The organism is Pseudomonas panipatensis (assembly GCF_900099785.1).
GTDB lineage: Bacteria > Pseudomonadota > Gammaproteobacteria > Pseudomonadales > Pseudomonadaceae > Pseudomonas > Pseudomonas panipatensis.
Genome location: NZ_FNDS01000009.1, coordinates 184,734 through 205,364, shown reverse-complemented (window position 1 = coordinate 205,364; position 20,631 = coordinate 184,734). Strand labels below are relative to the sequence as shown.

The window sequence follows — 20,631 nt, the reverse complement described above, 5'->3', positions numbered from 1 at the left end:
GCCAAGGAGGATGGAAATGAGCTTCTTCATCGACCGCTTGCGCTATCTGGTCAAACGCCCACCGGGATTTGCCGGCGGCCACGGCGAAACCCGCGACGAGAACCGCGACTGGGAAGACGGCTACCGCCAGCGCTGGCAGTTCGACAAGATCGCCCGCTCCACCCATGGGGTGAACTGCACCGGCTCGTGCAGCTGGAAGATCTACGTGAAGAACGGTCTGGTGACCTGGGAAACCCAGCAGACCGACTACCCACGCACCCGCCCCGACCTGCCCAACCACGAGCCGCGCGGCTGTCCGCGCGGGGCCAGTTACTCCTGGTACCTGTACAGCGCCAACCGCCTGAAGTACCCGATGGCGCGCAAGGCCCTGGTGCAGCTGTGGCGCGAGGCGCTGGGCCGTCATAGCGACCCGGTGGAAGCCTGGGCGAGCATCGTCGAAGACCCGGAGAAGGCCCACCGGTACAAGTCCATCCGCGGCCGCGGCGGCTTCGTGCGCACCGACTGGGACGAGATGCAGACGCTGATCGCCGCCGCCAACGTCTACACCATCAAGCAATATGGTCCGGACCGCGTCGCCGGCTTCTCGCCGATCCCCGCCATGTCCATGGTTTCCTACGCCGCGGGCACCCGCTACCTCTCGCTGCTCGGCGGGGTGTGCCTGAGCTTCTACGACTGGTACTGCGACCTTCCTCCCGCGTCGCCACAAGTGTGGGGCGAGCAGACCGACGTGCCCGAATCGGCCGACTGGTACAACTCCGGCTACCTCATCGCCTGGGGCTCCAACGTCCCGCAGACGCGCACGCCCGACGCGCATTTCTTCACCGAGGTGCGCTACAAGGGCACCAAGACCGTGGCCATCACCCCGGACTATGCGGAGATCTCCAAGCTCTGCGACGAGTGGATGAGCGCCAAGCAGGGCACCGACTCGGCCCTGGCCATCGCCATGGGGCATGTGATCTTCAGGGAATTCCACCTGGAGAAACCCAGCGCCTACTTCAGCGACTACATCCGCCGCTACACCGACATGCCGATCCTGGTGGAGCTGGAACAGCGCGACGACGGCAGCCTGGTGCCGGGCAAGCAACTGCGCGCCAGCGACTTCGCGGGTGGCCTGGCGCAAGCCAACAACCCCGGGTGGAAGACCGTCGCCTGGGACGAGACCGGCGAGCGCCTGGTGGTGCCGCGCGGCTCCATCGGCTTCCGCTGGGGCGAGAGCGGCCACTGGAACCTGGAGCCGGTTGACGCCGACGGCCAGGAGGTGCGCCTGCGCCTGTCGCTGCTCGGCCATCACGACGAAGTGGCGCGGGTAGCCTTCCCCTACTTCGGCGGCATCGAGCGCAAGCACTTCCCCAATGTGCCGCTGCGCGACGTCATCTACCACCACGTGCCGGCCAAGCGCCTGAAACTGGCCGATGGCCGCGAGGTGCTGGCAGTCACCGTGTTCGACCTGACCGCCGCCAACTACGGCATCGACCGGGGGCTCGCCGCCACCGTCGGAGGCCCCGGCGAGGACGACGGCGCGACCGACTACGGCCAGCTGAAGCCCTACACGCCGACCTGGCAGGAAGCGATCACCGGGGTTCCGGCGGCGCAGATGATCCGCATCGCCCGCGAGTTCGCCGAGAACGCCGACAAGACCCATGGCCGCTCCATGATCATCGTCGGCGCCGGGATGAACCACTGGTACCACATGGACATGAACTACCGCGGGCTGATCAACATGCTCATCCTCTGCGGTTGCGTCGGCAAGAGCGGCGGCGGCTGGTCGCACTATGTCGGCCAGGAGAAGCTGCGCCCGCAGACCGGCTGGACGCCCCTTGCCTTTGCCCTGGACTGGCACCGCCCACCCCGGCACATGAACAGCACCTCGTTCTTCTACAACCACTCCAGCCAATGGCGCTACGAGAAGCTGGAAGTCAGCGAACTTCTCTCGCCGCTGGCCCGTCCGCAGGACTTCAGCGGCAGTCTGGTGGACTTCAACGTGCGCGCCGAGCGCATGGGCTGGCTGCCCTCGGCGCCGCAACTGGGCATCAACCCCCTGCGCCTGGCAGCCGCGGCGCAAGCTGCCGGCAAGAGCGCCGTCGACTATACGGTCGAGCAGCTCAAGAGCGGACAGTTGCGCTTCGCCAGCGAGGACCCGGACAACCCGCAGAACCATCCGCGCAACCTCTTCGTCTGGCGTTCCAACCTGCTCGGCAGCTCCGGCAAGGGCCACGAGTACATGCTCAAGTACCTGCTCGGCACCCGCAACGGCCTGCTCGGCAAGGACCTCGGCGAGGCCGGCCGGCAGAAGCCCGAGGAAGTGCAATGGAAGGACGAGCCCATCGAGGGCAAGCTCGACCTGCTGGTGACCCTCGACTTCCGCATGTCCACCACCTGCCTCTACTCCGACGTGGTGCTGCCCACCGCTACCTGGTACGAGAAGGACGACCTCAACACCTCCGACATGCACCCCTTCATCCACCCGCTCACCGCCGCCACCGACCCGGCCTGGGAGGCGCGCAGCGACTGGCAGATCTACGATGGCATCGCCCGCGCCTTCTCCCGCGTCTGCGTCGGCCACCTGGGCGAGGAAACCGACCTGGTGACCCTGCCGCTGCAGCACGACAGCCCCGCCGAACTGGCCCAGCCACAAGTGCGCGACTGGAAGAAGGGCGAATGCGAGCCGATCCCCGGCAAGACCATGCCCTCGCTCATCGAGGTCAAGCGCAACTACCCGGAAACCTACGAACGCTTCAGCTCGGTGGGCCCGCTGCTGGAGAGCATCGGCAACGGCGGCAAGGGCATCGCCTGGCAGACCCAGGAAGAGGTCGAGTTGCTCGGCAAGCTCAACTACCGCAAGCCCGACGGCCCGGCCGCCGGTCGACCGCAGCTGGCCTCGGCGGTGGACGCGGCGGAGATGATCCTCGCCCTGGCCCCGGAAACGAACGGGCAGGTGGCGGTGAAGGCGTGGGCGGCGCTGTCGAAGATCACCGGGCGCGACCACACGCACCTGGCGCGGCCCAAGGAAGACGAAAAGATCCGCTTCCGCGACCTGGTGGCGCAGCCGCGCAAGATCATCTCCAGCCCCACCTGGTCGGGCCTGGAAGACGAGCACGTCAGCTACAACGCCTGCTACACCAACGTCCATGAGCTGATTCCCTGGCGAACCCTCACCGGGCGCCAGCAGTTCTACCAGGACCATCCCTGGATGCGCGCCTTCGGCGAAAGTCTGATGGTCTACCGTCCGCCGATCGACACCAAGGCCGCCGCCAGCGTCGCCGCGCCGCGCACCAACGGCAACCCGGAGATCGCCCTGAACTGGCTGACGCCGCACCAGAAATGGGGCATCCACTCCACCTACAGCGACAACCTGCTGATGCAGACCCTGTCGCGTGGCGGCCCAATAGTCTGGATCTGCGAGGACGACGCCCGCGCCATCGGCGTGAGCGACAACGACTGGATCGAGCTGTACAACGCCAACGGCGCCATCGCCGCGCGGGCGGTGGTCAGCCAGCGGGTCCGCCGGGGCACGGCGATGATGTACCACGCCCAGGAGCGCATCCTGAACGTCCCCGGCTCCGAACTCACCGGCACCCGCGGCGGCATCCACAACTCGGTCACCCGGGTCTGCCCCAAGCCGACCCACATGATCGGCGGCTACGCCCAGCTCTCCTACGGTTTCAACTACTACGGCACCGTGGGATCGAACCGCGACGAGTTCGTGATGGTGCGCAAGATGCGCAACATCGACTGGCTGGACGGCGAAGGCAACGACTACCAGCAGGAGGCCGCGAAATGAAGATCCGTTCCCAGGTCGGCATGGTCCTGAACCTCGACAAATGCATCGGCTGCCACACCTGTTCGGTCACCTGCAAGAACGTCTGGACCAGCCGCGAAGGCATCGAATACGCCTGGTACAACAACGTCGAGACCAAGCCCGGCATCGGTTATCCGAAGGAGTGGGAGAACCAGAAGAAGTGGAACGGCGGCTGGGTACGCAACGCCGACGGCTCGATCAACCCGCGCATCGGCGGCAAATGGCGGGTGCTGGCGAACATCTTCGCCAACCCCGACCTGCCGCAGATCGACGACTATTACGAACCCTACACCTTCGACTACCAGCACCTGCACAGCGCCGCCCAGGGCGAACACCAGCCGGTGGCGCGGCCACGCTCGCTGATCAGCGGGCAGCGCATGGACAAGGTGGAATGGGGACCGAACTGGGAGGAACTGCTGGGCACCGAGTTCGCCAAGCGGCGCAAGGACATCAACTTCGAACAGATCCAGGCGGATATCTACGGACAGTTCGAGAACACCTTCATGATGTACCTGCCGCGCCTGTGCGAGCACTGCCTGAACCCGGCATGCGTCGCCTCCTGCCCGAGCGGCGCGATCTACAAGCGCGAGGAAGACGGCATCGTCCTGATCGACCAGGACAAGTGCCGCGGCTGGCGCATGTGCATCAGCGGCTGCCCGTACAAGAAGATCTACTACAACTGGAAAAGCGGAAAATCCGAGAAGTGCATCTTCTGCTTTCCGCGCATCGAGAGCGGCCAGCCGACGGTGTGCTCGGAGACCTGCGTAGGGCGCATCCGCTACCTCGGCGTGCTGCTCTACGACGCCGACCGCATCGAGGAAGTGGCCGCCTCGCCGGACGACCGCGACCTCTACCACCGCCAGTGCGAGATCTTCCTCGACCCCAACGACCCGGCCGTGATCGCCCAGGCGCACAAGGACGGCGTGCCCGACAACGTGATCGCCGCCGCCCAGGCCTCGCCGGTGTACAAGCTGGCCATCGACTGGAAACTGGCCCTGCCGCTGCACCCGGAATACCGCACCCTGCCGATGGTCTGGTACGTGCCGCCGCTCTCCCCCATCCAGTCCGCCACCGAGGCCGGCCACTTGGAATTCGACGGCGTGCTGCCGAAGATCGAGTCGCTGCGCATTCCGGTTCGCTACCTGGCCAACATGCTCACCGCCGGCGAGGAAGCGCCGGTGATCCTGGCCCTCAAGCGGTTGATGGCGATGCGCGTGTACATGCGCGCCAAGCACGTCGACAAGACGCTGAACACTGAAGTGCTCGACCAGGTGGGCCTGACCCAGCACCAGGTGGAAGAGATGTACCGCTACCTGGCCATCGCTAACTACGAGGACCGCTTCGTCATCCCCACTGGCCACCGCGAGCACATCCCCGAGGCCTACGCCGAACGCAGCGGTTGCGGCTTCACCTTTGGCGACGGCTGCAACGGCGGCAACAGCCAGGTCAGCCTGTTCGGAGGACGCAAGCAGACCGCCACCCTGGTCAAGCCGGTGCAGACCTTCGACCCCGTGGAGGACGGCCGCCATGGGTAACCACGAACCCTGTGAAGGGGCGACGGTGGGCCTGCTCAGCCTGCGCGTGCTGGCGCGGCTGCTCGACTACCCCGTTGCCGAACTGCAGGCCGCCAGCGCCCAGGCCATCGACATCCTCGACGCCGAGGAGCGCCTGCCCGCGGGGTTGCGCACGCAACTGGCCCAGTGGTGCCGCGAACTGGCCGCCACGGATCTGCTCGACCTGCAGGAAGACTACGTCGACCTGTTCGACCGCGGCCGCGCCACCTCGCTGCTGCTGTTCGAGCACGTGCACGGCGAATCGCGCGACCGTGGCCAGGCCATGGTCGACCTCCTCGCCCAGTACGAGGCTGCCGGTTTCCAGCTCGACGCACGCGAGCTGCCGGACTACCTGCCGCTGTTCCTGGAATACCTGTCCACCCGTGAGCACGACGAGATCGGCCAGTGGCTGGGCGACATCCAACACATCCTTGCCCTGCTCGCCGCGCGCCTGGAGGAGCGTGGCAGCGACTACGCGCTGGTGCCACGCGCCCTGCTCGCGCTGATCGGCGCCACCGACGCCATAGACGCGCAGCGCACGGCGGTCGAAGCGGAACAACCGGACAACACGCCCCAGGCCCTGGACGCGGTCTGGGAGGAAGAGGTGGTGCGCTTCAACGCCGAATCCGACCGCGACTGCAGCCTGCAGTCTGCCGAGGGCCGGCGCCTGGCCGAGCGCAAGTACGAGACCCAGCCCCAGGTCATCCAGGTCATGCCGTCCGCCCTGCCGGACCGCCACTGAACGGAGGCTCGCCATGTTCGAGGACTACCTGCTCCACCTGCTCTACGGCTACTACCCCTACCTGGCCGGCACCGTGTTCCTGCTCGGCAGCCTGCTGCGCTACGACTACGGCCAGTACACCTGGAAGACCGGCTCCAGCCAGTTGCTCTCCAACAGGAACATGCGCCTGGCCAGCAACCTATTCCACATCGGCATCCTGGCGATCTTCTTCGGCCACCTGGTCGGCCTGCTGACCCCGCACTGGGTCTACGAACCGTTCCTCTCCGCCGGCCACAAGCAGCTCATGGCCATCGTCTTCGGTGGTATTGCCGGAGTGCTCTGCGTGATCGGCGGCGCCATGCTGCTCTGGCGCCGGCTGTTCAACCCCAGGGTACGCGCGTCCTCCAGCGTGATGGACAACCTGATCATCGCCCTGCTGCTGTTGCAGGCGTGCCTCGGCTTGATCAGCATCTTCTTCTCCCTGCACCACCTCGACGGCGAAATGATGCTGGCCCTGGCCGGATGGGCGCAGTCCATCGTGTTCTTCCACGGCGACGCTGCCAGCTTCTTGATCGGTACCCCGCTGATCTTCAAGGTGCACATCTTCGTCGGCCTCACCATCATCCTGCTGTTCCCCTTCACCCGCCTGGTGCACGTGTGGAGCGTTCCGCTGGGCTACTTCGGACGCAACTACCAGATCGTTCGCCGGCGCGGCTGAGGAGTCCCAGCATGGAAATGATCTCGCTCGAAACCCTGCCGGACACGCCCGCTCCGGTGATCCGCGTTGGCGACACCTTGTTCAGTGAGGCCGACATCGCCCGGGAAACCCCCTTCCACCCGGCGGGCTCCCTGGCCGAGGCGCAGCTCAAGGCGGCTCGCGCCCTGGTCGTGCGCGAACTGCTGGCGCAACGCGCCGCCAGTCTCGGCCTGGCGCCGACCAGCGAGGACGACGACCAGGCGCTGGCGAGCCTGCTGGAGCGCGAACTGAAGGTCCCGGAGCCGGACGATAGCGCCTGCCGGCGCTACTTCGAGGCGCACCGCGAACGCTTCTCCGAGCCCAGCAGGGTCAAGGTCCGCCACATCCTCCTGCCGGCGGCCCCGGACGATGCGCAGGCACGGGACGCCCATTACCATCTCGCCGAGCGCCTGCTGGAAGAACTGCGGCAGCATCCTGAGCGCTTCAGCGAAATGGCTCAGCGCCATTCCGCGTGCCCCTCCCGCGACCAGGGCGGAGAACTCGGTTGGCTGGCCTCGGGGCAGACCGTCACCGAACTCGACCTGGCCCTGCATCGTCTACCGCCAGGTCTTTACGAACGGCCCTTGGCTTCACGCTACGGCTGGCACGTCGTCAGCATCGACGAGCGCCTCGAAAGCACGCCCCTGCCCTTCGCCCAGGTAGCACAAAGGGTCCATCACTATTTGCGCGAAGAGGCCACTCGCCAGGCGTTGCGCCAGTACCTGCTGGCCCTGGAAGCGGAAATTGGCGTCGAAGGCATCCATCTGGAAGACGAACCCGAACACGGCGTATCTCGAACCTGACGGCCTCCCAGGTTTCATGGCCCGTGTACGGACATATTGCCAACAACGCTAACCGGATAAAGGCTCGTTTACTGGCTGCCGCCTAATTGCCCGTTGGTAGCCGCAGCTCGACGAAAGTCACATACGTGCAAAACACCGCTCACCACTAGGCGCCCAGCATCTGCTCACGTTTGCCGCGCCTGCCATGCAGCCGTAGCGTGGCGGCCGGTCACGTTTTCCTCACCATTGCGGAAGCCATTGCTTCATCCTCGGATTGAGGCAGCATCAACCTCGCGCAATGGGCGAATGCGCGCTCGATCCGACGGCCTAGGTGGATTTTTTCAACAGCTCCCGGCGAATGTTGCCGATGGCCCACATGGGATTAAGTCCCTTGGGGCAGACCCATGAGCAGTTGCCGATGCTGCGGCAACGGAACAGGCTAAATGGGTCTTCCAGCTGCTCGAGCCGCTCCACTGTGGCCTGATCACGGCTGTCGATGATGAAGCGCCAGGCCTGTAGCAGCCCGGCGGGACCGACGTACTTCTGCGGATTCCACCACCAGGACGGACATTGCGAGGAACAGCAGGCGCAGAGGATGCACTCATACAGGCCGTCGAGCCTGGAACGCTCCTCGGGGGATTGGAGACGCTCAATGGCTGGCGCTGGCTCTTGGTTGATCAGCCAGGGCTTGATGCTCTGGTATTGCCGAAAGAAAAGGCTCTGGTCGACCACAAGGTCACGGATGACCGGCATGCCGGGCAGAGGCCTGATGATCAGTGTGCTGGTCTTGTCTAGCGCCTCCGCTACCGACGTGATGCAGGACAGCCTGTTCTTGCCATTGATATTCATGCCATCCGAGCCGCAAACACCCTCCCGGCAGGAGCGCCGGTAGACCAGCGTCGGATCTGCTTCGTGTAGGAACTCCAGTGCATCCAGCACCATTCGTGCACGGAACTCCTCGGGCAACGACAATGACTGCATCCAGGGCTGCCGTGCCTGCTCCGGGTGGTAGCGATAGAGTTGGACGTCAATCAAGGCTCGTTGCTCCTCGAACCATTAAGGAGAGAGTGAATAGCGCCGCCAACCGGTAAGCGCAGGGTCACGGAATCCGGTCGATCAGGACAATTCAATGCGAGAAGCATAGCCAAGGGCGAGCCCGCATTCGTCGCAGTCTTGGATAGGGAACCGTGCCCCCCGCTTTGCCGGTCACAATTGCCGAATTTGGGTCGCCCTCTGCCGGCCACGACAGGGTGAGGGAGGCCAAGCGCGCGGAAGGGACAATGTTTCGGCTAGGAAACCACCGCAGAGGCAGAAGCAAATCGGCGATTTGGAGGCAGGTGATAAATCGCCCCAGTGGATCGCCCCCAGAAGACTCTGGCAGTTGTTAACAGCCTCTGGTCGATATCGGCGCGTCCATCTTCGTTGGGTCCAACTCCAAAGCGGTTCTGGTGTAAAACCTTCTGCTGTTTTCACACAACCTGGGGAGGCAGCTGACTCTCGCCAAGGGCAGCAAGCCAAGAGCAGACATTCGCATGCCTTTCGGCCAGTCCCATCGAAACGCAGGTTTGCAGATCACACTGGTTCAAAGACCCTGATAGCGCCGCTCGAAATCACTGGCTAACTGTTCAAGTGTGATGCTTCCCAAGCGGTTTAGAAGCAACGCCTGTGCCGCGTCAAACGCGTCTGTCAGAGCTGCGTTCACCGCTTGTTCGACCAGGCATTGTGGATGGTCGGTCGACAAACCGATGGCGAAGAGCGAAGACGAGCCCAAGGCCTGATGAATATCCAGCAGGGTCATATCCGCCAGCGGTTTCGCCAGCGTCCACCCTCCCCGGTGCCCCTTTTCTGAGCGCACATAACCCTTGTCCTTGAGCAGCGCCATGGTCCGCCGGACCACCACCGGGTTGGTACCGAGCATCTGCGCGATGGTATCGGACGTGGCGGGCTGATCATGGCGAGCCATATGGATCAATACGTGCAGCATGCGGGACAGACGCGTGTCATTTCTCATGTAGGACGGTTTCCTGAATTACTGTCGGGGAGTATCGCTCGATACACCAAAAGTTACGAGATTGTTGACACCCCAATTTCATGCAACTTACGTTGCATCTAGATTTCTTTCGACCGGTCAAACATCCAGAGGAATTGATCCATGGTTCATGATGTGATCATCGTCGGCGGTAGCTATTCCGGAATTTCCGCAGGCTTGCAACTGGCACGGGCGCGCCGAAAAATACTGGTGCTCGACGCAGGTCAGCGCCGCAATCGGTTTGCTAACCACTCATATGGATTTCTTGGTCAGGACGGCCGCGATCCCGGTGCGATAGCCAGTGAGGCACGAGCCCAGTTACTGGCTTACCCAACGGTGGAGTGGCTTTCTCAACCCGCCGTCCAGGCGAAAACGGGCGACGGTGGCTTTGTGGTAACCATCGAGAATGGGCAACAATTCGCGACGCGGCGTTTGATCCTTGCCACAGGGGTGGTGGATGAGCTGCCTGAGGTTCCCGGGCTGTCAGAACGATGGGGGCAGCGAGTGTTTCATTGTCCGTATTGCCACGGATATGAACTTCACGGCGGACAAATTGGTGTATTGGCGGCATCGCCACTGGCGATTCACCATGCACTGATGCTACCGGACTGGGGGCCAACCACATTATTCCTCAACGAGGTATTCGAGCCGGATGCCGATCAGTTGGCCAATCTGACCAGGCGCGGGGTTACGGTAGTGGCAGAGCCTGTCTTGTCGGTCGGCGGAGAACAAGCCGATGTGACCCTCGCCAGCGGTCGAGTGATCAAACTTGCCGGATTGTTCACCCAGCCTCGGACCCGTATGGGCAGCCCATTGGCTGCGCAACTGGGTTGTGAGTTTGAAGCGGGGCCGACGGGCGAATTCATCAAGGTCGATGCGATGCGCGAAACCAACGTGTCCGGAGTGTTTGCCTGCGGGGATGCAGCGATAGGCGCAGGCAATGTCGCAATCGCCGTGGGGGACGGCGCACGCACGGGCTGCGCGGCACACCAGTCGCTGATGTCTCGCTGAATACGGGCGGCGGAAGACTGGCGATTACCCACGAATCAGGGTTTCCGCGTTAGGTCGGTTAAGTCGAATGCAGGTAGCTTACTGACCGGAATCCTTGTCGACGCGGCCATTGTCAAAGGGCTGAAAGCGACCGGATCCTGCCGTCACGGACGGCTGCAATGGGTCGGATGCAGCCCTTCGCCGACGATTTCATGGCGTCGATCATGGTTCGTTCTAGATGAGCGAACCGTGCTCATGTGAGCCAGGCGATGAGCAGGTGGTCGAAAGTCCCTCAATGACCGATCAGCGACTGACCAGTCACACTTCAAGCAAAAACAGCCAAACCCTTATGGCATCGGGCGAAGCCCCCATAACGCCTTGGAAGCCCATACGGCGGGCCATTCAAGCCTATTGACGACCAAGAAATCACTGGATATTTATCTAGGGGTTCGCCACGCCCGTAGAGAGGGCGCGGTGGTGACGATTCGCCTACCGCTGGATGCTATGGCGAATCTGGATGCCTGCTCAGTGAGCAAACCCTACTGGAGACCTAATGCAGTTCATACAAGGACCGACCGGCGAAAACACTCAAATCCGCCATATCCGTGGGTATTGGGTTGGACCCGACCGCGATGCCGGATACGGGTTGCGCCTCCCTACCGATCTGCGATCAGTATGCGATGACGCCGACGTCCACTCCGAGGATTGGGGGATTTGGTACAGCTCGCATATGCGGCGCTACTACCTCCTATGCTACGAACCCCGCAACTACGACTGGCACGGAATTCGACTGAAGGCGAGAAGCGCCCGCGCAGCTCAGGAGGAACTCGACAACTTGATGCGTGAAGCTGACGACGCTGTTGCTTACGAGCAGTACTACAGAAGCAACTAAGGGCATCGCCATCAATTAACTACGGCAATCGAGACTAGGGGCCGTTGACCTGCAACAGCCCCAGGTCTCTACGGCCACCCTACCCCGCCTCAGCCCGCTGCCTGTAAACCTTTTTCCGCACTGTAAACCTGGCTGCTTTACAGTTCATAAAAAGGTTTACAGCTGCTCTACAAGCCCCGGCGTTAGCCGCCTCCAAACATTTAAAGCCTGCCAATAAAGGGCGACGGTGAGGCTACGGAGCCTAGACTTCCTGCGCAATCCGCAACTGCGGGGCGGCCATGATCGGCATCTACGTCGATACCGGCACTTAGATTGAGACGTAAAAGCGTACCCGCTTCAGTTTCCAGGCACTTCCCCCACCGCACAGACCGGGCGAATCCCCGACACCCTGCTAGCTCCTCAGCCCTCTCCTCAAGGCGCCTACGGGCCCCCCTCAGACTGCCGAACCGGCGCTGCAGCATTCCCTGTCAACTTGAGTGGCAGAATCTTGCTATCGGTTGGCTTCTAGCTGAGTAGAGGCAGATCAACACGCAGTGTAGAGGTGCGCGCCACAGATAGATTCGGAGGCTCAGAGCAAAATCCGCGGACGGATACGGACACGTTCCTCAACATGCTGGTAGATCTGAACACCTGCCTGATGGGCAATTTCAACAACGACTGCGTATCTCTGCTCAGTGAGGAAATCGGCCCAACCAGACTCGCAGCGAACGACCAGATAGTAAGTGTCCCCGTACTGCGCTAGCTCGCCACGCTTAAAAGTAACGCAGCTTGTTTGTACCGTGCCTTTCTCCCGCAAGGTAGGCCCGGGAATCATGTCGCAAACCTTGGCGGCGGGGATCGGAGGGGCGGCGCTTTCCTGCTTGGATCTCCAGCGGAAATGCTCCACTACTTCACCTACGCTCACGCCACGAAGCACCCGGTAGCTCATGTGTACGCCGGCATAGTCAACTCTTGTGTGTCGAACCGGCGGGTCATATGCCAGGGTGACTGTTATCGTCCTGTCCCCCGGTTGATTGAGGTACGGCTCAGGAATCGGGATCTCGAAGACGGCAAAGTTATCCAGGGGAAGAGCATCTTCTGCATACAGCACAACACGCGCGTCATCGGAATACACAGCTCTTTCAACACCAATGAATCCGTTGCCGCAGATATGACGAGTAGCCGCAGGGTCCAAATGGATCAAACGCTGCCTGGCCTGGTCCGGCACTGTTGCAGCTCCAACTAGAAGTGCCCTCAACAGGTTTGCCGAAGCCTCGGGGAAACGCCCCAGCAACTGGGCCGCCTTATGAGCGGCCATGGGTGTGGAGTATGAGGTACCTGAAGCCGTCCTCAGCATCTGCTCAAGGTAGCGATGATTCAACGTAAGAATCCCAGCGCTTGGCTGATCGTATCCGGTACGCGGGCCGGCAAGCGGGTCGTAAACCAGTGTTCCTCCCAGATCCACCAGGTCTGGCTTTATTGCCCCACCAATGCCTGGACCGACGCGAGAGAATGGCGATGGCTCATATGGACCGGTAATCGGTCGAATGCCAACCCCAGCATCTTGGAGCGCTTGGTCAATCCCATTTCCATGAGCGATGGATCCAACGGTCAGGACGTTGAGAGCTGCAGAGGGCTCCAGAAAGCGGTTAGAAGGCTCCAGCAGATAGTCTGGGTATCCAGTGACACTTTCCTCCTGCCGCTCCCCTTGTCGCGGCATACGATTGCCCGCCGATACTAGGATCAGAACATCAAGCTCGCGGGCAAGCTCATCCAAGGTGGCTGTCCAGGGACCGACTTTGCCGCCGGCATAGGGCGCGCTCTTAATGTCAGCCAGCGAGATACTAAAAATCCGGCAGCCAAACTCTCGGTTCAAGGTGGTCAGGGCATCGCGCATCTGGTTGGTAATCAGGCTGTGGTCGTCAAACCCCCCACGATGATTGACGACGCGCGCCGAGCATATTCTCGCTGCGCAAACCAGATCGCCACCTTCCGCTAGCTGAGCTCGCAGATCCCCGAAAGCGGCAACCCCGGCCACCCGAGTTCCATGCCCAAACTCATCGGCAGTGCCAAGTTCTTCAGGAACACCGATAGCCCCGACTACGACGCCTTCAAGCAACGGATGTGCGTTGATGCCGCTGTCGAGAATCCCAATGACCGGGGCGTTCTCGATAATCTCGACAGGCGGGAAATCCGCCAAGTTTAGTTCGAGAGCATCGCGAGTGAACGTATCGGGCTGCGGGGGAAGGTCGATGACCGCGATGACCTCTATGGAAAGGAGATCGATCAGCAGGTGGCCAGGCACTTCAATGCGCAGCAGAGAGATCGCGGGCCCGTTGTACCGGTCATAGACATTGCCGCCCTGCTGCTCAATAAGGTCGGTGAGCTCATCAAGCTTTGCGCCCCGTATTTGGGCCGCCCCGATGTTCCATATCTCAAGATCGAGCAGCATTAGAGCAGCTGGATCGATGTCGTCCAGCCCCCCAAATCCCTCTTCTCTGAGACGCATGCCGAGTCGATCGCGCGGCTCGACCGCCCCGATAGATTCAATTCCAGAGACAAAGCCAGCATAAGGAGGATTTTTCTTCCCAGCGGGAATGCCTCCACCGAACGCAGCAAGTTGCCCACGAAAATGAGCCAGGTCACCGCTGGAAGAGAAGAGAACTAGCGTCTTGTCCGGATCACTGGATAAGAGCTCAAACCCCGCATTATGCCAGTCCTGCTCCAGTAGCCCCTCTGCCATCCTCACCCGAAGAATGAGCGACGGGTCAACAATGCCTGGCCGCTTACGAGCAACCTGTTGATCAACAGCATGTGCCAGCTCATCGGTGAGCCGAGCACTGTGCTCTCCGGGGACCCGGGGGACTGCCGCTCCGAAACCCGGTTTTTTCCTGCGGGGAAGCTCCGTTGGGAGTCGAATTAAATGGAGGTGATCGTAGCGGGCCATCCTGACCTCACGTTTCGCTTGCTAGCTCACAGCCTTGCGCGTCCAGCCCGCCTACGACTCTCGTCTGCAATTGCAGCGGTGAAGTCGGACTCGGCGATGCCCTTGCGGCGAGCAATTAGTGGCGCCTTGATAGTTTGAATGCAGACTCGTTCGATTTCCGCGAAAGAATAACCTTCCAGACGATCAACGTATCTATCCAGATCAAAGTCGATCACAACATTCTTGAACTTGGCCTTCAAGAAGCGCTTGATGAGTGCGTGATCCGGTTTGTCGAACCAGATAACTTCATCAAACCGTCTCCATATCGCCGGATCCAGTGAACTATCGAGGTTGGTCGCGGCGATCATGAAGCCCCGTGGCTGCATGCGATCAATGAATAGCAAGAGGCTATTCACGACCCGACGTAACTCATTGTGCTCTGCTGAGTCATCTCTCGAACGAGCCAATGCATCGAACTCGTCGAGGAACAGGACACACGGTTGCCGCTTGGCAAACTCAAAGATCTTCCGGACGTTTCCAGCTGTTTCGCCTAGGTAAGACGAGATCAGTCGATCGAGCTTTACCACAAAGAGAGGTAACCCGAGTTCAGCGGCAAAGACTTCAGCACAAAGAGTTTTGCCACACCCGGGCGGACCACAAAACAGAAGCTTGGACCTCACGGCTAGCCCATGACGCCGAATTTCTTCGGATCGCCGGTACTCCTGGAGGAGCCCATCAAAAACGCGCGTATTAGCGTGCGAAAGGGTGATGTCTTTGTGCGAATGAACCGGATCGACTCTCTCAACGAAATCGTCGGCAGCGTCGGGGAACGGGATCAGCGAAGCTAGCTTTTGGGAGGGTGCCTGTTTGCTTGAACGAACGTTCGCTGACGTAGCGTTGTCGAGCGTATGACGAAGAGACCTGGCAAGAACACGATTGTTCTTCTGCTCTTCTTCAAGAATGATCTGCTCGGCAACAGCACGGAACTCCTCGTCCCGGCCATAGCTAGCCAGCAGCTTTTTCATCAATTCGCCACGTGCCATAGCTTGTCCCGTTCGAATCCTTTCGAGGAATTCGAGTACGCCCCCAGTGAAAGCATTTTCTAGTAGTAAATCGACGATCGCGGGAGATTTTACCCGCATTGCAGGGGTTCTACACCGACCCTTCGTCCCTACGTTAGCTTACTCTGCAAGCAATGTTTGCCACCCGCTAGTCATTTTTCGCTCCCAAAGGCTCCCTTCGAACGAGCCAAAATGGGGAGAGAACTGCATGCCGTGCCTTGAGTCTGAGACGCACTACCTCTCCATCTCGAAGTCGCGGGAAGCGTTCAGTGAACGCTGCAGGAGCAGGGCATACGGGCCATCTGCCCGTCTGCCCGTCTGCCCAGCGATAGAATTCAGCAATGGCTTTCACCCAGTCAGGACCGATAGCTGTCGATGACCAGGGCTCACCCTAGCTAGACGAACTATAGTCACCGGAAGCTATTGGCCGCTTTCAGCCCCTGACGGGAGGCAGCTGCCGAGCCGTTGCGGCCGTTCGCAGATGGCCTAAACCGGCCAATAGCTGTCTCTCATGACCGCTATATATAACCGACTGCGGCTACTGCGTGGTTTGCATCTCTAGGCGGCAGAGTCAGCTCATTTCAGGCATGGAATAGATGCGGCACTGACCCAATCCAGCTACTGAGCTAGTGGGAGCGCGACCAAGTCGAAAAGGTTGCAAAAAGCTGGAGGAAATCATCGCGGCAGTGGTGCTAGCCGGCGATGTCTCACTGACCTCGGCGGTACTAGCAAGCCCAGCCGGCTCCACTGCAGCTCATATCGGGGCAGGCGAGGAGACAAGCTGCGCTGCGATTTCAGGAAACAAAAAAGAGACCAGCCCATCCCATTGCCGATCCGGCTTGTAAGCCGCACTCCCCTTTTTCCATGCGCCCAAGTAGGTTTTGACTTTATTATTCCGCCAGTTGCTAGTGCGGTCTTGAGAGCGGATCAGTTCTCCTTGATCGTGCGCCATCAGCATTAGCCGCATCGCCCACAGGTGCGATTTGTAGCGATCAAAAACATGATGCGCAACATTGATCAGTTGAGCGTGCCCCCAACCTACCGGCCTCCCCTCTCGCGCCGAGTACAGCGTATTCAGCAGGTGATAGGGGCCATCTGGATGTCCTGAAGAGTACGGAACCTTGATCCCCTTTTCGCGCAGTTTGCCACGCAGTTCCGCCCAGATGTCTGGATCGTGCTCGGAGGAAAGCCAGAAGCTATGGAACGCCTGCCGAAGGTCGTCGTCGACTAACACCGCTAGGCCCGTTTCGACTTTCGCTTCTGCGCCTTCGGCGTCGAAGAAGTAGACACGCTGCCGTTCACGCTCAATCGTCAGCTCGCTGAATCCGACGCGCTGACTCTTTTCGACCCATGCCCGAGCCGCCATTTCAATGACTGGCTCTGTCCAGAGACAATCAAGCATAAGTGTCTTGTTCTCTCGCGAGGCAGACAGGGTTTCGTCTGACACGACAAAGGCGTTGCGGTTGTTGTTGTAGAAGATGTCGTCTTGCGTGAGCCGGGACTCGCTGGCGTCGAAAGCCTTGAACACCCAAAGGAGCAGCCCCCCCTCTCGCAGGTAGAACTGCCTTCGCTCGGCAATAACACGGAGGAATGTTGTCGAAAGCTGAACCTCAAATGCTACCGGCAGGACGCCCTTCCAAACGGCACGAACATCAGGCCTTCTCCGGCTGTTCTTCTCGCGACCTTTCCAGATGGGCTCAATCTCGACTTGGGAGAAATCAGGGTCGTTACGAAGGCTCTCCGCGATGATGCGCTTCATCTGCTGATGCGCAACCGACTCCCGGACGCCATCGTATTTCAGGGCAGATATCTGGCGCTCGTCGAGGCTCCCTTTTGTCTTTGCAGGGCAGCGCCCATCTTCTAGGTCGTGCCGAAAGAAGAAGCGCCCCTTCTCCTTTTGAGAGACGAGTCTGACTGGCACGACGCAGAGGGGGCAACAGTACAGAGGGGCATCTGACGAAATTCCTTCCTGCAAAGACATGCGCAGTTGAATGGCCTTGTCGTAGTCATGCCCTATGACCTCACGGGCCGGCAGCACGCGCCCACTTTCCATATGGAGCACCGCTGCAACAGCTGCATCGGCAACCGCCAACGACTCAGGGAGGTAGAACGCCTCAGACATACATCACACTCCATTGCCTAACTCAACCAAACCCACGAGGGTCTTCAGCGACGATATGCGGGGCTTCTGGCCCTACGTGCGGGGCTCCTGGTCGCAGAAAGCATCAAGTGAAGACAACAGCTTTTTGAGCTGTGCAAATCTATCTTCCGCCAAAACGTCGTACTCACCGACACTGCTGAGCAAGTAGACATCCCTGGCTTTCTTGACTCGATCTAAAAGCGGCACGACTTGGCTCGCAGCAAGCTCCAGAAAATCGTTGATGTCCGCGCGCGTTTTAGGGAATTTGTAGCCCTTCTGACAGCTAGCAATGATGACTTCGGCATCCCTCAGTTTTGCAATACCGCTGGATCGAATCCTCTGTTCTCCAAGGTCGCCAAATCCTCTATCAGCTAGGTGGTCGACGATCTCCGCAGTTGAAACATACTCGTCGCTTACGAACTCACTTCGAAAGCGCAGGTAATCCAGGATGCAAAGCTGAAGCCGTTGCTCCTCGTCGGGGTAGGGGGGCAGCTCTTCCGTGAACCTATCGGCCTGCTTGATCGCTGCCTGATGCACCCGATGATCTGCGTAAGCTGCCGCGCTCACTGGCGACAAGAGCGATTGATATTTCGGGGGCCATTCGATAATGCCCAGCGTGATCTCTCGTAGAATGGTCTTGTACGCCTCTTTAACATCATCAGGCGCCTTCCCCTCGTAGATCTGAGCGATAGAGCCCGCGAAGAAGTCTGCGACTTGGATCAGCACATCATCTTTGCTGTTCTTAGTTTGAAATGCCTCCTCTCTGAAAAGATCATCCACATAACGTGCCTCGACGTAGCCTTTCAAGCCGGCCTGAAACTCCGGTCCTCCGTGCTCATCGACCGTCATGTGCAGGTTTTCACAGTGGTTGTACAGGCGCTGGTACAGCAGCCCGTTCACGTACTTGATGAATGGCTGTTTGAATTTCAAACCACCATCGCGGTGCACACGGCTCTTATCGACCACAGTGAAGAAGAGCTTTACGGGGAGCTCAGAGAGCTCGAGCAGGATTCGCTTGCGACGCTCAGAGTCCTTCGCTTTAAGGTTGCTGGATTTGATTTCGCCAGTCTGAAAATTGCGTGTACGGATCGCCTCCGCGAGCTCTTTAGCCTGCTGAAGACTCTTCTCTACGACAATCACTGAGCAGACAACGAAATAGCCAGAACTGCCAGACTTCGTCGTGTCCAGATCATGATTCCCCGACTCATCTACGAAAGCGAATGTCCGCCCCACCGCCAAGCTCCCCAGTCGCCATGCAACAGCTCTGTTCCACCCTAAGGTGCGCATTCAGACAAGACAAGGCAAATTGCTACTACACTCGCCCCAACGCCAATGGGCACGTAGATCATCAGCGGCGGCAATTTCCACGAAATCACCCATTGAGCACTAGCCGGCAAAGCGTCTCGATAATGCAGAGGCCTGGAATCCACGCGACCACAGCGCATCTGCTAGTTATATGCACTCCCATGATTTGAGTGCGGTCGCTCGTCATACGTCGGACGTGGGTAAGGAAAGCTTGCTCATCCGCTTCTGGCCGGTAGCAGCCGCCCCCTCGTCAGCTATTGATCTGGAACCGCCTCTCATCAGGGGCACCAAGCGGCCAGGAGGGTTCATCGAGTGTCTACGAAACCAAGGACGATTCACTCTGAGCCAATGAATGTCAATCGAATCTCAAGGATCCGCAGTGTCAAACGTATCTACTGAAATCGCAATCATCTCTGCAACCATCGCGTTTACCTCCATGTGCGTTACGGTATGGCTCTGGCAAAGGACAAACCGCCCAATTCTTAGCGCACGCGTCACTTCAGTTGCAGGCGGCAATGAAGGGATCGCTTTGAACATAATCGTCGAGAACACCGGAAACAGGCCTGCCAAGGAAATATCAATAAAAGCCGATGAACACCACGTCCTGAGTGCTCTGGTGGACTCGAGCAATGGGGACGCTCCTACGGACGCAAGGCGTTGCTTACTTGAGGAAAGGGTGATTCCGGTGATTGCTAACGGGAGGACGGTCTCTAACGCTTTTGGCCACCTAGGGAACAATCCTGGCGCATGGCAAAGCGGAACTTTGATCCCCATAGTGATTCGCTACCGAAGCCTAGAGGGACGACGCTATACCGGCAAAATGAACCTACTACTGGCCGACGATGCGGGCTTCGCCCAGACGTTCTGGAGCGAGTCTTGAACCGCCCCCGGTTTCGTAGACGCCTCCAAACCTCAAAATCGAGCCTTGGCAACATCCGCTTCTGACCGATCTCTGGCGGCGGCTCCCCGCCAATAGCTGCCCTTGCGGTAGCCATAACCATGGTTCGTCTTAGCTAAACCATAATCATGAAAGCGGATATCCAGGTGCCCATCAGGAAGCACAAATCCAGGCTTGGATCCCGCAACTCCTGACCGCCCACAATAGCGGCAACGGAACGCTGGAGGATCAGAACTCGCTACGCATGTGCAAAATTTGCACTTTCTTGCTACCGCTCAGGTTCATCGTCGTCGAATAGATGATTCACCTGATGCGCTCTCCTCAGCGTGGCCATCGCGTAGTTGAAGCAAGGCCTACACAAACGCATGCCCTCGGTCGCGCCATCGCGCCAGTGCGCCTCCAGGACTCCGTGCCCTGTTTCTGCCGTAGTTGCGTCGCATACGTCGCATATTACAACCTTGCTCAGCTGAAGCGCTGTGCTGTCGCTAGGGTCGTGCGTTAGCTCTAGGGAATCACCCTCCTCCCATCCTGTAGCCTGGAGCAAGCCCTCGGGCAATTCGACAATCATATCGCCGCTGCCATCACCAGCATCACGGCAGGTTAATTTCCAGCGCATCGTTTACCCCGTTATTTACAGAACCTAGTCTGCTGGATACTCATAATGCCTCTTCATCTTGGAAATCATTTCAACGAGAGAGATATCACCCCGTCGATATCGATCAGCAAGCTCTAGGAATTTTGCGCTAGGTCTAACTCCGGAAAGGCGTGCGGAGGTTAGCGCGCGCTCCACATGCTGATCTCGCTTCGGGTCTATGGCCAT

14 protein-coding genes are annotated in these 20,631 nt (G+C 59.9%); 7 read left to right on the top strand and 7 right to left on the bottom strand.

All coding sequences use genetic code 11. The annotated features are described in order from the left end of the window. The first annotated feature begins 16 nt into the window (after window positions 1–16). The 5 genes from BLQ74_RS20935 to BLQ74_RS20915 are packed head-to-tail and all read left to right on the top strand — an operon-like array spanning window position 17 to window position 7,612. Window positions 17–3,781, top strand: coding sequence for a nitrate reductase subunit alpha (locus BLQ74_RS20935; RefSeq protein ID WP_090265902.1), 3,765 nt, complete (start codon window positions 17–19; stop codon window positions 3,779–3,781). Further along, window positions 3,778–5,334, top strand: coding sequence for a nitrate reductase subunit beta (narH, locus tag BLQ74_RS20930; protein WP_090265900.1), 1,557 nt, complete (start codon window positions 3,778–3,780; stop codon window positions 5,332–5,334). Before BLQ74_RS20935 ends, narH begins: the two co-directional genes overlap by 4 nt. Continuing rightward, complete coding sequence (gene narJ / locus BLQ74_RS20925; protein WP_043254353.1) at window positions 5,327–6,094, top strand: nitrate reductase molybdenum cofactor assembly chaperone; 768 nt, start codon at window positions 5,327–5,329, stop codon at window positions 6,092–6,094. The genes narH and narJ overlap by 8 nt, the downstream gene beginning before the upstream one ends. Before the next feature lie 13 nt (window positions 6,095–6,107). Further along, window positions 6,108–6,791 (top strand): respiratory nitrate reductase subunit gamma, encoded by a 684-nt coding sequence (narI, locus tag BLQ74_RS20920; RefSeq protein ID WP_043254355.1) that lies wholly within the window; start codon window positions 6,108–6,110, stop codon window positions 6,789–6,791. A gap of 11 nt (window positions 6,792–6,802) precedes the next feature. Next, window positions 6,803–7,612 carry a peptidylprolyl isomerase gene (locus BLQ74_RS20915; protein ID WP_043254357.1) on the top strand — a complete coding sequence of 270 codons (810 nt, stop codon included), beginning with the start codon at window positions 6,803–6,805 and terminating at the stop codon, window positions 7,610–7,612. Window positions 7,613–7,918: 306 nt separating this feature from the next. On the opposite strand, the gene BLQ74_RS20910 is transcribed toward BLQ74_RS20915, so the two are convergent. Both BLQ74_RS20910 and BLQ74_RS20905 read right to left on the bottom strand, forming a co-directional pair. Continuing rightward, complete coding sequence (locus BLQ74_RS20910; RefSeq protein ID WP_043254358.1) at window positions 7,919–8,626, bottom strand: succinate dehydrogenase iron-sulfur subunit; 708 nt, start codon at window positions 8,624–8,626, stop codon at window positions 7,919–7,921. Between the two features lie 547 nt (window positions 8,627–9,173). Then, window positions 9,174–9,602, bottom strand: a complete 429-nt coding sequence (locus BLQ74_RS20905; protein WP_043254360.1) for an Rrf2 family transcriptional regulator — start codon at window positions 9,600–9,602, stop codon at window positions 9,174–9,176. Window positions 9,603–9,743: 141 nt separating this feature from the next. Between BLQ74_RS20905 and BLQ74_RS20900 the strand changes: the two genes are divergently transcribed. Continuing rightward, window positions 9,744–10,631: an NAD(P)/FAD-dependent oxidoreductase gene (locus BLQ74_RS20900; protein WP_090265898.1), complete on the top strand. Its 888-nt coding sequence runs from the start codon at window positions 9,744–9,746 to the stop codon at window positions 10,629–10,631. A 1,439-nt stretch (window positions 10,632–12,070) separates the two neighbouring features. On the opposite strand, the gene BLQ74_RS20890 is transcribed toward BLQ74_RS20900, so the two are convergent. From BLQ74_RS20890 to BLQ74_RS20875, 4 genes are all read right to left on the bottom strand, one after another. Then, window positions 12,071–14,428 (bottom strand): S8 family peptidase, encoded by a 2,358-nt coding sequence (locus BLQ74_RS20890; RefSeq protein ID WP_090265893.1) that lies wholly within the window; start codon window positions 14,426–14,428, stop codon window positions 12,071–12,073. Window positions 14,429–14,454: 26 nt separating this feature from the next. Further along, a complete protein-coding gene (locus tag BLQ74_RS20885) occupies window positions 14,455–15,432 on the bottom strand; it encodes an AAA family ATPase (protein WP_244507230.1) in 978 nt (325 codons plus the stop codon). Between the two features lie 790 nt (window positions 15,433–16,222). Next, complete coding sequence (locus tag BLQ74_RS20880) at window positions 16,223–17,590, bottom strand: DUF6035 family protein (protein WP_090265888.1); 1,368 nt, start codon at window positions 17,588–17,590, stop codon at window positions 16,223–16,225. Between the two features lie 72 nt (window positions 17,591–17,662). After that, window positions 17,663–18,841 (bottom strand): DUF3800 domain-containing protein, encoded by a 1,179-nt coding sequence (locus BLQ74_RS20875; RefSeq protein WP_090265886.1) that lies wholly within the window; start codon window positions 18,839–18,841, stop codon window positions 17,663–17,665. A 424-nt stretch (window positions 18,842–19,265) separates the two neighbouring features. Here BLQ74_RS20875 and BLQ74_RS27150 point away from each other — a divergent pair, with 424 nt between their 5' ends. Further along, on the top strand, window positions 19,266–19,793 hold the full coding sequence (locus BLQ74_RS27150; RefSeq protein ID WP_139199092.1) for a hypothetical protein: 528 nt from the start codon (window positions 19,266–19,268) through the stop codon (window positions 19,791–19,793). A gap of 658 nt (window positions 19,794–20,451) precedes the next feature. Here the strand turns inward: BLQ74_RS27150 and BLQ74_RS28205 are convergent. Beyond that, the gene (locus BLQ74_RS28205; protein ID WP_170842829.1) at window positions 20,452–20,631 is read right to left on the bottom strand and encodes an antitoxin VbhA family protein; all 180 of its coding nucleotides are present in this window, start codon (window positions 20,629–20,631) and stop codon (window positions 20,452–20,454) included.

What these genes read in the sequence shown, in the direction of transcription:
- BLQ74_RS20935 (WP_090265902.1), top strand. Translation starts at nt 17, where the DNA reads ATGAGCTTCTTCATCGACCGCTTGCGCTATCTGGTCAAACGCCCACCG.
- narH (WP_090265900.1), top strand. Translation starts at nt 3,778, where the DNA reads ATGAAGATCCGTTCCCAGGTCGGCATGGTCCTGAACCTCGACAAATGC.
- narJ (WP_043254353.1), top strand. Translation starts at nt 5,327, where the DNA reads ATGGGTAACCACGAACCCTGTGAAGGGGCGACGGTGGGCCTGCTCAGC.
- narI (WP_043254355.1), top strand. Translation starts at nt 6,108, where the DNA reads ATGTTCGAGGACTACCTGCTCCACCTGCTCTACGGCTACTACCCCTAC.
- BLQ74_RS20915 (WP_043254357.1), top strand. Translation starts at nt 6,803, where the DNA reads ATGGAAATGATCTCGCTCGAAACCCTGCCGGACACGCCCGCTCCGGTG.
- BLQ74_RS20905 (WP_043254360.1), bottom strand. Translation starts at nt 9,602, where the DNA reads ATGAGAAATGACACGCGTCTGTCCCGCATGCTGCACGTATTGATCCAT.
- BLQ74_RS20900 (WP_090265898.1), top strand. Translation starts at nt 9,744, where the DNA reads ATGGTTCATGATGTGATCATCGTCGGCGGTAGCTATTCCGGAATTTCC.
- BLQ74_RS20890 (WP_090265893.1), bottom strand. Translation starts at nt 14,428, where the DNA reads ATGGCCCGCTACGATCACCTCCATTTAATTCGACTCCCAACGGAGCTT.
- BLQ74_RS20885 (WP_244507230.1), bottom strand. Translation starts at nt 15,432, where the DNA reads ATGAAAAAGCTGCTGGCTAGCTATGGCCGGGACGAGGAGTTCCGTGCT.
- BLQ74_RS20880 (WP_090265888.1), bottom strand. Translation starts at nt 17,590, where the DNA reads ATGTCTGAGGCGTTCTACCTCCCTGAGTCGTTGGCGGTTGCCGATGCA.
- BLQ74_RS27150 (WP_139199092.1), top strand. Translation starts at nt 19,266, where the DNA reads ATGTCAATCGAATCTCAAGGATCCGCAGTGTCAAACGTATCTACTGAA.
- BLQ74_RS28205 (WP_170842829.1), bottom strand. Translation starts at nt 20,631, where the DNA reads ATGGCCATAGACCCGAAGCGAGATCAGCATGTGGAGCGCGCGCTAACC.